The organism is Chloroflexia bacterium SDU3-3 (genome assembly GCA_009268125.1).
Classification (GTDB): Bacteria; Chloroflexota; Chloroflexia; order Chloroflexales; family Roseiflexaceae; genus SDU3-3.
On record WBOU01000005.1, the window covers coordinates 126,258 to 139,493 of the forward strand.

A 13,236-nucleotide genomic window follows, 5' to 3' on the forward strand; every position below is an offset into this window, starting at 1 on the left:
TTGACCTGCCGCGTGCGTTTATGCTAGAGACGCACGCCCAAACGTCAGATGCTTGCACTCAGACGGCCAAGACCAAACAATCAAGCACAGGCACCGCACTGCTCGCACCATGCCGTGCGGTGCTTTTCCATGAGAGGTTGACCATGTCCGTCCTACCTGACACCGAGCCTCAGCGCGATTCGATGGAGAACCGCCCAAACCGCATCCCCAGCGCCACCTACCGCGTGCAGATGAATAGCGCCTTCACCTTCGCCCAGGCCCAGGCCATCGTGCCCTACCTGCGGGCGCTGGGCGTGAGCGACCTGTACGCCTCGCCGATCTTCCGCGCGCGGCCCGAGAGCACCCACGGCTACGACATCGCCGACCACAACAGCCTCAACCCCGCGCTGGGCGGCGAGGATGGCTTCGAGCAGCTTTCCGCCGCCCTACGCGAGCACGACATGGGCCTGCTGCTCGACATCGTGCCCAACCACATGGGCATCGGCGAGCCTTCCAACACCTGGTGGATGGACGTGATCGAGAACGGCCCCTCCTCCAAGTACGCCCGCTTCTTCGACATCGACTGGCACCCCGTCAAGCGCGAGCTGGAGAACAAGGTGCTGCTGCCCATCCTGGGCGACCAGTACGGGCGTGTGCTAGAGCAGGGCGCGCTGCAGGTGCGCTACGAGGATGGCGCGTTCTGGCTGCACTACTACGAGCACTGCCTGCCGCTCAACCCCCGCAGCTACACCAACATCCTCGCGCCCCAGCTGGATGCGCTGGCCGAGCAGCTGGGCGACGACCACGCCGACCTGCTGGAGTACCAGAGCATCATCACCGCGCTCACCAACCTGCCCGAGCGCACCGAGACCGACCAGGCCCGCGTGGCCGAGCGCCACCGCGAGAAGGAGATCATCAAGCGCCGCCTGGATGCGCTGTGCACCAGCTCGCAGGCGGTGCGTGAGGCCGTGGCGCGCAGCATCACCATGATCAATGGTGCGGCGGGCGACCCGCGCAGCTTCGACGCGCTCGACGACCTGATCGGCAGGCAGGCCTACCGCATGGCCTACTGGCGCGTGGCCGCCGAGGAGATCAACTACCGCCGCTTCTTCGACATCAACGACCTGGCCGCCATCCGCATGGAGGATGAGGAGGTCTTCCAGTCCACCCACCAGCTGCTGCTGCGCCTGCTGGCCGAGCAGAAGATCACCGGCGTGCGGCTCGACCACCCCGACGGCCTCTACGACCCCGAGGGCTATTTCCGGCGGCTCCAAGAGGCCTTCGCCATCGCCCAGATGGGACAGGACGCCGAGGGCATCGCCTGGGCCGAGCACGAGCGCCCGCTGTATGTGCTGGTCGAGAAGATCCTGGCCCGCAACGAGCCGCTGCCCGAGAGCTGGCCGGTCTATGGCACCACCGGCTACGATTTCCTGAATGCGGCGGGCGGCGTGCTAGTGGACACATCCGCCGAGCGGCGCATCAGCGAGATCTACAGCGACTTCATCGGCAGGAAGATCGACTTCGAGGATCTGGTCTACAACACCCGCAGGCAGATCATGCGCACCTCGCTGGCCAGCGAGCTGACGGTGCTGGCCTACCAGCTCAGCCGCGTGGCCGAGCACAGCCGCTACTATCGCGACTTCACGCTCAACTCGCTGCGCGAGGCCCTGCGCGAGGTGATCGCCAGCTTCCCGGTGTACCGCACCTACACCGTGGCCGCCACCGACACGGTGAGCGAGCGCGACCAGCAGGTGATCGACCAGGCCCTGGCCCGCGCCCGCCGACACAACCTGGCCGCCGAGCCGACAATCTACGACTTCATCCGCGATGTGCTGCTGCTGCGCTACCCCGGCATGCTGGATGAAGCCGCCCGCGAGTCGCAGCGCCAGTTCGTGATGAAGTTCCAGCAGCTCACCGGCCCGGTGATGGCCAAGGGCCTAGAGGACACCGCCTTCTACATCTACAACCGCCTCACCTCGCTGAACGAGGTCGGCGGCGAGCCGCGCCTGTTCGGCACCACCGTGGCCGCCTTCCACCGCCAGAACCACGAGCGCCTGCGCACATGGCCGCTGGCCATGCTGGCATCCTCCACCCACGACACCAAGCGCAGCGAGGATGTGCGCGCCCGCATCAGCGTAATCTCCGAGCTGCCCGCCACATGGAAGACCCTACTCGGGCGACTCAGCCGCCTGAACCAGCGCAAGAAGCGCGAGATCGACGGCAGGCCCGCCCCCGACCGCAACGAGGAGTACCTGCTCTACCAGACCATCCTCGGCACCCTGCCCATCGAGCCGCTGGATGAGGCCGCCCTGCGCGCCTACACCGCCCGCATCAAGGCCTACATGGTCAAGGCCATCCGCGAGGCCAAGGTGAACACCAGCTGGCTCAACCCCAACAGCGAGTACGATGACGCGGTGCAGGCCTTCGTCGAGGCCACCCTGGCCGACAGGCGCTTCATGGCCCAGATCCGCGAGCTGCACCAGCTGGTGGCCCACTTCGGCATCTACAACAGCCTCAGCCAGACCCTGCTGAAGCTCACATCCCCCGGCGTGCCCGACATCTACCAGGGCACCGAGATGTTCGACTTCAGCCTAGTGGACCCCGACAACCGGCAGCCGGTGGACTACGCTCTGCGCACCTACCTGCTGGATGAGCTGACGACCATGGATGTGCCCGCCCACGATCTGGCCCGCACCATCAGCGACCCGCGCGACAGCCGATCCAAGCTCTTTCTGGTCGCCAAGGTGCTGGCCTTCCGCGCCGCGCACCCCCAGCTCTTCCAGGGCGGCAGCTACGCCGCGCTGGCTGCCACCGGCACAGCCGACGAGCACGTGGTGGCCTTCGCCCGCCGCGCCGAGGACCAGATGGCGATCGCCGTGGCCCCCAGGCTGCTGGCCAAGAAGCTGGGCGAGGCCCGGCTGCCGCTGGGCGCGGATGCCTGGGGCGATGACATGCTGGTGCTGGCCAGCGCCCGCGCCGGGCAGCTCTTCCGCAATGTGCTCACCGATGAGACCGTGGCCGCCGTCGAGCGCAGCGGCCAGGTGGGCCTGCCGCTGGCCCAGGTGCTGGCCAGCTTCCCGGTGGCCCTGCTCGCGCGCGACGAGCGCAGCTGATCTTGTACCCTTTCGAGCGAATCCGGAGGACGTATGGGCAACATCTGGCCCGGTAGGCCATACCCGCTCGGGGCGACGTGGGATGGCCAGGGCGTCAACTTCGCCATCTTCTCAGAGCACGCCACCGATGTCGAGCTGTGCCTCTACGATGCGGCAGACCCCGCCCGCCAGATCGGGCGCTTCTCCATGCCCGAGCAGACCGACAACGTCTGGCACGGCTACCTGCCCGGCATCCAGCCCGGCCAGCTCTACGGCTACCGCATCCACGGCTCCTACGAGCCGGAGTTCGGCAGCCGCTTCAACCCCAAGAAGGTGGTGGTGGACCCCTACGCCAAGGCGCTCAGCGGCACCGAGCGCTGGGATGACGCGCTGTTCGGCTACACCATCGGCGACGAGTACGCCGACCTCACCCCCGACAGCCGCGACAGCGCGCCCTTCATCCCCAAGGCGGTGGTGGTGGACCCGGCCTTCGACTGGGGCGGCGACGCCCACCCCAACACGCCCCTGCACCGCTCGCTGATCTACGAGCTGCACGTCAAGGGCTTCACCAAGCTACACCCCGAGGTGCCCGAGCACATGCGCGGCACCTACGCCGCGCTCGGCCACCCCGCCGTGGTCGGCTACCTCAAGGATCTGGGCGTCACCGCTGTGGAGCTGCTGCCCATCCACCAGCACGTCGACGACCGCATCCTGGTAGATCGCGGCCTGACCAACTACTGGGGCTACAACACCCTGGCCTACCTGGCCCCCGACATCCGCTACGCCTGCGCGCGCGGCCCCGGCGAGCAGGTGCGCGAGTTCAAGGCCATGGTCAAGACCCTGCACGCCGCAGGCATCGAGGTCATCCTCGACGTGGTCTACAACCACACCTGCGAGGGCAACCACCTCGGCCCCACGCTCTCGCTGCGCGGCGTGGACAACCAGAGCTACTACCGGCTCGTGCCCGACCTGCCGCGCTACTACATGGACTACACCGGCTGCGGCAACAGCCTCTCCATGCTGCACGCCCGCACGCTCCAGCTGATCATGGACAGCCTGCGCTACTGGGTGCTGGAGATGCACGTGGATGGCTTCCGCTTCGACCTAGCCGCCACGCTGGCGCGCGGCATGCAGGATGAGGAGCGCCTGACCACCTTCTTCGACATCATCCACCAGGACCCCGTGCTCTCGCAGGTGAAGCTGATCGCCGAGCCGTGGGACATCGGGCCGGGCGGCTACCAGGTGGGCAACTTCCCGGTGCTGTGGGCCGAGTGGAACGGCAAGTACCGCGACATCGTGCGGCGCTTCTGGAACGGCGAGGCCGAGGGCGTGGCCGAGCTGGCCTACCGGCTCACCGGCTCCAGCGACCTCTACCAGCACAACGGGCGCAGCCCCGCCGCCTCGATCAACTTTATCACCGCCCACGATGGCTTCACCCTGCGCGACCTGGTGAGCTATAGCGAGAAGCACAACGAGGCCAACGGCGAGGGCAACCGCGACGGCGAGAGCCACAACAACTCGTGCAACTGCGGCGTGGAGGGCGAGACCGACGACCCAAAGGTGCTGGCGCGACGCCGCACCCACATGCGCAACCTGATGGCCACCCTGCTGCTCTCGCACGGCGTGCCCATGCTGCTGGCCGGCGACGAGCGCTGCCGCACCCAGCGCGGCAACAACAACGCCTACTGCCAGGACAACGAGATCAGCTGGCTCGACTGGTCGCTCGACGCCGAGGCCCAGGCCATGCTCGATTTCACCAAGCAGATCATCCGCCTGCGCCAAAGCCACCCCGTGCTGCAGCGGCGGCGCTTCTTCCAGGGCCGCCTCATCCAGGGCCTGCACATCCACGATATCGAGTGGCTGCGCCCCGATGGCAACGAGATGTCCGACGAGGAGTGGAACGAGGCCATGGTGCGCGTTCTGGGCGTGCGGCTCAACGGCAGCGCGATGGACGAGTGGGATGAGCAGGCCAACTTCATCTACGACGACATCTTCCTGCTGCTGCTGAACGCCGCCGACCAGCCGATCGAGTTCACTATCTCGGCCACCCAGGGCTTCGAGCCTTCCCCCTGGGAGGTGGTGTTCGACACCGCGCGCTGCCACGACGAGCCGCTGCCCACCTACGACTCGGGCGACGACTACCCGCTGTGCGCCGGGTCGCTGGTGCTGCTGCGGCAGGTGGAATAGATCTTGCTCAGGCTATCAGCGGTATAGAAAACCAGAAGGCAGGCACCAGAACACCAAGGTTTTCGCCTTGGTGTTCTGGTGTTCGCCGCCACCCATAGAGAGGCACAGCCATGATCTTCTCCCTGCCCTTCGGGGCCACGCCCGCAGCGGACGGCACCCACTTCCGGGTCTGGGCCGCCAGCGCCAGCCAGGTGGATGTGGTGATCTACCAGGATGGCAGCCCCGCCGCCGCCTACCCCATGCGCCCCGCGCCCGGCGGCTTCTTCGAGGCCAGCGTGCCCGGCGTGGGCCACGGGGCCAGGTATATGTACCGCCTGAACGGCGCAGACGACCGCCCCGACCCCGCCTCACGCTCGCAGCCCGAGGGCGTCCACGGCCCATCCGAGGTGGTGGACCCCGCCCGCCATCCCTGGGGCGACGCCGACTGGCGCGGCATCCCGATCGAGCAGGCCGTGATCTACGAGCTTCACACCGGCACCTTCACCCCCGAGGGCACCTTCGACAGCGCCATCCCGCGCCTGGCCGCCCTGCGCGACCTGGGCGTCACCGCCATCGAGATCATGCCGGTGGCCGACTTCCCCGGCCAGCGCGGCTGGGGCTACGACGGCGTCAGCCTGTTCGCACCATCCCGCGCCTACGGCGGGCCAGAGGCGCTGCGCAGGCTGGTGGACGCGGCCCACCAGCAGGGGCTGGCCGTCATCCTCGACGTGGTCTACAACCACCTCGGGCCGGATGGCAACTACCTGCGCCAGTTCGCCGAGCACTACTTCACCCACCGCCACAGCACGCCCTGGGGCGACGCGCTGAACTTCGACGACGTGGCGAGCGAGCACGTGCGCGCCTTCTTCGTGGCCAACGCCTGCTACTGGGCCGCCGAGTTCCACCTGGATGGCCTGCGCCTCGACGCCACCCACGCCATCCAGGACGACAGCCCCACCCACATCCTAGCCGAGATCGCCGCCAGCGTCCGCGCTATCCAGCCGCCGGGCCGCCACTTCATCCTGATCGCCGAGGACGAGCGCAACCAGCCGCGCCTCATCCGCCCGCCCGCGCAGGGCGGCTACGGGCTGGATGCGGCCTGGGCCGACGACTTCCACCACCAGCTGCGCGTGGCGCTCACCGGCGAGCGCGAGGGCTACTACGCCGACTACACCGGCAGCGCCGCCGACCTGGCCGCCACCATGCGCCAGGGCTGGTTCTACACCGGCCAGATCTCGGCGGCCATGGGCCACCCGCGCGGCCAGCCCGCCGATGGCTGCCCGCCCTCGGCCTTCGTCTACTGCATCCAAAACCACGACCAGGTGGGCAACCGCGCCTTCGGCGAGCGCCTGGGCCATATGGTGCCGCCCGAGGCCTACCGCATGGCCTCGGCGCTGCTGCTGCTGGCCCCCCACACGCCCATGATTTGGCAGGGCCAAGAGTGGGACGCCTCCACGCCCTTCCTCTACTTCACCGACCACCACGCCGAGCTGGGCAGGCTGGTGACCGAGGGCCGCCGCAAGGAGTTCGCCCGCTTCGCCGCCTTCGCAGGCGAGCAGATCCCCGACCCCCAGGCCGATGAGACCTTCCTGCGATCGAAGCTGCGCTGGGCCGAGCGCGGGCAGCCCCGCCACGCCCAGACCCTGGCGCTCTACCGCGACCTGCTGGCCCTGCGCCCCAGCCTGCCCCAGGGCAGCTTCAACGCCCAGCCGCTGGGGCCGGACACCCTGGCCCTGCGCCGCAGCGATGCAGACCGCGAGCTGCTGCTGCTGGCCAACCTGCGCGGCGCAGCCCGCCACCCGCTCGACGGCCAGTGGCAAGTGCTGCTCTCCACCGAGGAGGCCCGCTACGGCGGCGCGGGCGCGGCCACGCTCGCCGACGGCGCGGCCAGCTTCGACGGCCCCGCCGCCCTGCTGCTCCGCCGCGTGGGGTAGGGGAAGGGGACGCATACCACGAAGCCGCGAAGGCACGAAGGGAGAACCGACTCACCACCAAGACTCCAAGATACCAAGGAACACAAGGGCACAAACACCTCAAAGGCACGAAGCCGCGAAGGCACGAAGGCACATCAGGGCGTAGGTGAAGGGAGATCACACCCGATAGGTGATCTCCCTTTTATCAAGAATAGGGGGAGCCTCGCCCGCCCTTCCCCATGCGGCGACGGTGGCGCTGGTGTTGGCTGGCCCTATGCACGAAGACCAGCCGCCAGGCAACGGCATCTGGAAACGGCAAAGCATACCACCAGCTGCGCTCCCAGCAAGCGATCTGCCCCAAACCATGATCGCGGCGCACCAGCCCACCTCTCCCATGCGGCGAAGGTGCCGCTGATGTTTTCATGGCCATATGCACGAACACCAGCGGCCAGCATTCGGCATCGGAACGCTTCAAATTGGGGTTCCAAGGGGCAACGCCCCTGGCGGGGTTCCAAGGGCGCGGAGCCCTTGGTGCCGCCCGCACAGGGCATCCACCACCAAACAAGAACAACCACTATCCCTCGAAAGCATACCCTGGCCGACCCGATAGCAAGGCACCATTTCGCCAAAACGGCCTTGGGACACCTAAGAAAATGACACCATGTCAGGGCATTGCCCCTGGCGGGGTTCCTAGGGGCTGGCCCCTCGACACTGCCCGCGCAGGGCATCCACTCACCACCCAAACACCACCGCCATCAGTGATGGGGAACACGTCGAAAAGTGACACCATGTGAGGGGCAACGCCCCTCGTGGGGGTCTAAGGGCGCGGAGTCCTTGGTGCCGCCCGCACAGGGCATCCACCACCAAACAAGCGCGTACCATCAACGGATCGCGCACCAGCCTCAGGCCGACCTAGGCGCTGCCCGCACAGGGCATCCACCGAACAAGCATCACCGCCATCGCGCATAGAAAAGAAGCCCAGCACCGATGTAAAAAGTGACACCATGCGAGGAGGCATGCCCCGGCTGCCGCCCCTCGGCACCCTTCTTGCCTCACCCCTCTAGCACATCCAAGCTAACCGGCACCGCGTAGCATCTAGCGGCGTCGAGCAATTCACGAAGAGAAGCGCAACTATGGTCGCAATCACCAGAAGATTCGATTTCTCCGCCGCCCACCGCTACTGGAACAGCGACTGGAGCGCCGAGGAGAACCAGCGCGTGTTTGGCCGATGCACCAGCCCCTATGGGCACGGCCACAACTACCGGCTGGATGTCACCGTGCGCGGCCAGGCCAACCCGGTCACCGGCATGGTGATCAACGTCACCGAGCTGAAGCGCGTGGTGAACGAGGTGCTGGCCGAGTTCGACCACAAGCACCTCAACGAGGACACGCCCTACTTCAAGCAGCAGATCCCCACCACCGAGAACATCGTGCGCGTGCTGTGGCGGCTGATCGCCCCCCAGCTGCCGCCCGAGGCCGCGCTGGCCCACCTGCGCCTGTACGAGATGGACGACCTGTGGGCCGACTACGCGGGCGAGGACGAGGCGCAGTTCTCGCGATCCTACGTGTTCTCGGCGGCGCACCGCCTGCACGCCCCGCAGCTCTCCGACGAGGAGAACCGCGAGCTGTACGGCAAGTGCAACAACCCCAATGGCCACGGCCACAACTACACGCTGGAGGTGAGCGTGCGCGGCGCGATAGACCCATCCACCGGCATGGTGATCGACCTCGTGGAAATGGACCGGGCCGTGCGCGGCGTGCTCGACACGCTCGACCACACCCACCTCGACCGCCAGGTGGCGCACTTCGCCGAGCGCACATCCACCGCCGAAAACATCGTCGTCTACCTGTGGGGCCAGCTGGCCCCGCGCTTCGAGGGGCGGCTGGCCCACCTGAGGCTGTGGGAGACGCGCAACAACAGCTTTGAATATAGCGGCGAGAGGCCGTAACATACAGCAGTACACCCACCACGATTGGAGCAGACCATGCACACAAATGGGCATAATGGACACAGCCACGCCGCAGACGATATCGAGACCCTGGACTACCAAGAGCTGGTGCTGCCCGGCCAGGGCAAGCTGGAGGGCCTGACCTTCACATCCGACGCCCGCATCGAGCAGGGCGTCTACGACATCCTAGAGGCCATCGGCGAAGACCCGGCCCGCGAGGGCCTGCAGAAGACGCCCAGCCGCGTGGCCAAGATGTACGCCGAGCTGACGGCGGGCTACCGGATCGACCCCGAGGCCCTGATCAACGAGGCGATCTTCACGGTGGACTACGACGAGATGGTGATGGTCAAGGACATCGACTTCTACAGCCTGTGCGAGCACCACATGCTGCCGTTCATGGGGCGGGTGCACGTGGCCTACATCCCCAAGGGCAAGGTGATCGGCCTCTCGAAGATCCCGCGCGTGGTCGAGATGTTCGCCCGCCGCCTGCAGGTGCAGGAGCGCATGACGGTGCAGATCGCCGACTTCCTAGACACCTACCTGCACCCGCAGGGCGTGGCCGTGGTGGCCGAGGGCGTGCACATGTGCTCGGTGATGCGCGGCGTGAAGAAGGCCAACGCCAGCATGATCACCTCGGCCATGCGTGGCGTGTTCCGCAGCGAGCCGGGCGTGCGGGCCGAGTTCATGGGCCACGTCGACCGCTCGCGCGGCAGGGAGTAGCACCATGGCCGAAACACAGCACGTGGCCGTGATCGTGGGGGCCTCGCGCGGCATCGGGCGGGCCAGCGCGCTGGCGCTGGCCGCGCCTGGCCGCACCCTGGTGCTGGCCGCCCGCGACGAGGCGGGCCTGGCCAGCCTAGCCGCCGAGGCCCAGGCGCTGGGCGCACAGGCGCTGGCCATACCCTGCGACGCCACCAGCGAGCCGCACATGCGCCGCCTGATGGAGCAGGCCGCCGCGCACACCGGCCAGATCGACATGCTGGTGAACAGCGCGGGCGGCGCGGTGATCGCGCCCTTCGAGCAGCTGCGGCTGGAGGACTGGGAGCACGGCCTGCGCACCACGCTCACCGGCGCGTTCCTGGCCTGCAAGCACGCCGCCCCGCACATGGGCGCGGGCGGCCTGATCGTCAACATCGCCAGCGTGGCGGCGCGGCAGGCCTTCCCCGGCTGGTCGGGCTACGCGGCGGCCAAGGCCGGGCTGCTGGCCTTCACCAGCGCCATCCGCGAGGAGCTGCGCGAGCGCGGCGTGCGGGTGACCGCCGTGCTGCCCGCCGCCACCGACACCAGCCTGTGGGACGCGCTGCCCGGCGAGTGGAACCGCGCCAACATGCTGCGCGCCGAGGACGTGGGCCGCGCCATCGCCGCCCTGGCCAGCCAGCCGCCATACATGGCCACCGAGGAGCTGGTGGTGGGCCACGTGGCGGGCAGGCTCTAGCGGGGGCGCAATGGCGAAAGAGGAGACCCGTGTGGCCAGCCTGGCCGAGATCCCGCCTGGCGCGCTGCGCTACGTGGAGGTAGACGGCCTGCCGATCGCGCTGGCCAATGTGGATGGCCAGATCTACGCCATCGGCGACTCGTGCCGCCACGAGGGCGCGTCGCTCTCCTGCGGCGCGCTGGTGGGCGACACGGTGGCCTGCCCCTGGCACGGCTGGACCTACAGCCTGCGCACCGGCAAGGCGATCGTGCCGCCGGTGGGCATCCGGGTGCCCAGCTACCCTGTGCGGGTGGATGGCGACGATGTGCTGGTGACGGTGGACTGGCCCGACTGAGGGGCCAGGGAACAGGGATCAGCGATCAGGGATGTGGCATCTGGATAGCGCGCCTATCTCGGCGATCCCATCCATCTGTTCATCATAGCCCAATGCGTCTGCCGCTGCGCGATTAAAAATCTTGGTGCCTTGGAGCATTGGTGGTGAAAAACCTTCGCGTCTTCGTGGTGAAAACGGTCAACCGGACGCCAAGGTACCATTCATGATGGTGTTTCTGCGTCCGGTCGACCGTAGGCAATGCTTCCAGCGTTGCCCGGTCGACCGGGCTGCTTGCCGCTTCGATGATAATGGCTCCTCGTGGCTGGTTGGTGTGTGCCCTACGCGGGCAGCGTCTGGGGGCCAGCCCCCAGAACCCCCGCGATGGGGCTACGCCCCCTTCGAACCCCCAATTTTGAGCGTTCCCGCGCTGGAAAATAGGCGGCTGATGTTCGTGCATATGGCCAGTTTGCGTGAGCGACACCTTCGCCGCATGGGCCGGGTGGGTAGGGGGGCCTCTCACCATCCTCCAGCACATTTTCTCCCCTTAGAGTCTTGGTGGTAAAAAGAATCTTGGTGCCTTAGAGTTTTCGTAGTGAAAAACCTTCGTGCTAAAAAATCTTGGAGCCTTGGAATCTTGGTGATAAAAACCTCGCGCCTTCGCGTCTTCGTGGTGAAGAATCGCAGCGGCGGGGGCGGATGCCTGACGCTGTGCTATAATCGGGAGACCGACCGATAGCACTATTAAAGGATTCCGAGCCATGACCATCGCTCGTTTTATTGACCACACGCTGCTGAAGCCCGACGCCACGCCCGAGCAGATCGAGACGCTCTGCGCCGAGGCCCGCCAGTACGGCTTCGCCAGCGTCTGCGTGAACCCGATCTACGTGCCGCTGGCCGCCAAGCTGCTGACCGGCAGCACCAGCGGCGTCTGCACCGTGATCGGCTTCCCCCTGGGCGCGACCCCCACCGAGGTCAAAGTCTTCGAGGCCGAGAACGCCATCCGCCAGGGCGCCACCGAGGTGGACATGGTGCTGCCGATCGGCCTGCTGAGGGCGGGCGAGCTGGATGCGGTGCGCGACGACATCCAGCGGGTGGCCGCCGCCAGCCACGCGGGCGGCGCGATCTGCAAGGTCATCATCGAGGCCTGCCTGCTGACCGACGCCGAGAAAGAGACCGCCTCGCGGCTGGTGGTCGAGGCCGGGGCCGACTTCGTCAAGACCTCCACCGGCTTCTCCAGCGGCGGCGCGACGGTGGCCGACGTGGCGCTGATGAAGCGCGTGGTGGGCGAGAACGCCAAGGTCAAGGCGGCGGGCGGCATCCGCAGCCTGGCCGACGCCAAGGCTATGATCGCGGCGGGCGCGGCGCGCCTGGGCACCAGCGGCGGGGCCTCGCTGGTGCGCGAGGAGCAGGGCGCGGGCGCTGCGGGCATCAGCGGCTACTAGGCCCACCCCAGCGCGAGCGGCAGGCGGCGGGCGCACCCCGCGCCTGCCGCTCGGTATTTCTGCCCCACCCGCCGCCCAAGCGTACAAGCGTGCGATCCTATCGCACTGGAGCGAGGAGCACCCATGGAACTGCACGAGGCCATCCGCAAGCGCCACACCACCAACGGAGCCTTCGCCGACCGACCCGTGTCCCCCGAGCACCTGCGCACCATCCTGGAGATGGCCGCCCGCGCCCCATCGCACTTCAACTCGCAGCCCTGGCGCTTTGTGGCCGTGCAGGATGCCGAGCGCCGCGCCGCCCTAGGCGAGATCGCGGGCGACTCGATGCGCCAGCTGATGGCCGAGGGCCGCTTCATCCAGCAGTACCGCCACCTCTTCCGCTTCTCACAGGAGGAGATCGAGCAGAGCCACGACGGCATCCACTTCGACAATATGCCCACGGTGCTGCGCCCCTTCGCCAAGTATGTGTTCACCGAGCGCGGCACCCAGATGATGAACACCTTCTTGGTGCCCCGCGTGCTGGGCAACGACGCCCGCAAGCTGGTGGCCGGGTCGCCGCTGCTGCTGGGCATCGCGCTCGACCGCGCGCTCTACCAGCCGCTGGAGCTGACGGGGCTGTACACCAGCATCTCGCTGGGCGCGGTGGTGCAGACGATCTGGCTCACCGCGATCGCCCAGGGCATGGGCATGCAGTTTGTCTCCACCCCGCAGGAGATCCCCGCCCAGTGGGCCAGGGTCAGCGATCTGCTGGGCGTGCCGCCCGAGTTCGAGCTCATCCTGCTGCTGCGGCTGGGCTACGAGGATCCCGCGCTCAAGCGCCCGACCATCGACTGGACCTCGCCGCAGCGCAAGCCGGTGGAGGAGCTGGCCTTCGCCGAGCGCTGGGGCCAGCCGGTGGCGGGCGGAACGGGGAGCGAAACGCAAAGCAGCGGTGACGCATAGCAACG

The 13,236-nt window shown here is 67.7% G+C and carries 9 protein-coding genes; all 9 read left to right on the forward strand.

Going from position 1 to position 13,236, the window contains the following annotated elements:
* Positions 1 to 182: 182 nt before the first annotated feature.
* The 9 genes from treY to F8S13_09935 all read left to right on the forward strand — a co-directional run bounded on the left by treY (position 183) and on the right by F8S13_09935 (position 13,231).
* Complete coding sequence (treY, locus tag F8S13_09895) at positions 183 to 3,092, forward strand: malto-oligosyltrehalose synthase (GenBank protein KAB8143570.1); 2,910 nt, start codon at positions 183 to 185, stop codon at positions 3,090 to 3,092.
* A 33-nt stretch (positions 3,093 to 3,125) separates the two neighbouring features.
* The gene (gene glgX / locus F8S13_09900; GenBank protein KAB8143323.1) at positions 3,126 to 5,258 is read left to right on the forward strand and encodes a glycogen debranching protein GlgX; all 2,133 of its coding nucleotides are present in this window, start codon (positions 3,126 to 3,128) and stop codon (positions 5,256 to 5,258) included.
* Positions 5,259 to 5,368: 110 nt separating this feature from the next.
* Complete coding sequence (gene treZ, locus F8S13_09905) at positions 5,369 to 7,171, forward strand: malto-oligosyltrehalose trehalohydrolase (protein ID KAB8143324.1); 1,803 nt, start codon at positions 5,369 to 5,371, stop codon at positions 7,169 to 7,171.
* 1,112 nt (positions 7,172 to 8,283) lie between these two features.
* Positions 8,284 to 9,099 carry a 6-pyruvoyl tetrahydropterin synthase gene (locus F8S13_09910; protein ID KAB8143325.1) on the forward strand — a complete coding sequence of 272 codons (816 nt, stop codon included), beginning with the start codon at positions 8,284 to 8,286 and terminating at the stop codon, positions 9,097 to 9,099.
* Between the two features lie 36 nt (positions 9,100 to 9,135).
* Positions 9,136 to 9,819 carry a GTP cyclohydrolase I FolE gene (folE, locus tag F8S13_09915; protein KAB8143326.1) on the forward strand — a complete coding sequence of 228 codons (684 nt, stop codon included), beginning with the start codon at positions 9,136 to 9,138 and terminating at the stop codon, positions 9,817 to 9,819.
* A 4-nt stretch (positions 9,820 to 9,823) separates the two neighbouring features.
* Positions 9,824 to 10,534, forward strand: coding sequence for an SDR family oxidoreductase (locus tag F8S13_09920; protein ID KAB8143327.1), 711 nt, complete (start codon positions 9,824 to 9,826; stop codon positions 10,532 to 10,534).
* Between the two features lie 10 nt (positions 10,535 to 10,544).
* On the forward strand, positions 10,545 to 10,868 hold the full coding sequence (locus F8S13_09925; protein ID KAB8143328.1) for a non-heme iron oxygenase ferredoxin subunit: 324 nt from the start codon (positions 10,545 to 10,547) through the stop codon (positions 10,866 to 10,868).
* A 737-nt stretch (positions 10,869 to 11,605) separates the two neighbouring features.
* Complete coding sequence (gene deoC / locus F8S13_09930) at positions 11,606 to 12,289, forward strand: deoxyribose-phosphate aldolase (GenBank protein KAB8143329.1); 684 nt, start codon at positions 11,606 to 11,608, stop codon at positions 12,287 to 12,289.
* 123 nt (positions 12,290 to 12,412) lie between these two features.
* Entirely contained in the window at positions 12,413 to 13,231 is an 819-nt protein-coding gene (locus tag F8S13_09935; protein KAB8143330.1) for a nitroreductase family protein, read from the forward strand.
* Positions 13,232 to 13,236 lie beyond the last annotated feature (5 nt).

Coding starts and splice junctions, on each gene's coding strand:
- F8S13_09920 (KAB8143327.1), top strand. CDS start 9,824: ATGGCCGAAACACAGCACGTGGCCGTGATCGTGGGGGCCTCGCGCGGC.
- F8S13_09910 (KAB8143325.1), top strand. CDS start 8,284: ATGGTCGCAATCACCAGAAGATTCGATTTCTCCGCCGCCCACCGCTAC.
- F8S13_09935 (KAB8143330.1), top strand. CDS start 12,413: ATGGAACTGCACGAGGCCATCCGCAAGCGCCACACCACCAACGGAGCC.
- F8S13_09925 (KAB8143328.1), top strand. CDS start 10,545: ATGGCGAAAGAGGAGACCCGTGTGGCCAGCCTGGCCGAGATCCCGCCT.
- treY (KAB8143570.1), top strand. CDS start 183: ATGGAGAACCGCCCAAACCGCATCCCCAGCGCCACCTACCGCGTGCAG.
- folE (KAB8143326.1), top strand. CDS start 9,136: ATGCACACAAATGGGCATAATGGACACAGCCACGCCGCAGACGATATC.
- glgX (KAB8143323.1), top strand. CDS start 3,126: ATGGGCAACATCTGGCCCGGTAGGCCATACCCGCTCGGGGCGACGTGG.
- deoC (KAB8143329.1), top strand. CDS start 11,606: ATGACCATCGCTCGTTTTATTGACCACACGCTGCTGAAGCCCGACGCC.
- treZ (KAB8143324.1), top strand. CDS start 5,369: ATGATCTTCTCCCTGCCCTTCGGGGCCACGCCCGCAGCGGACGGCACC.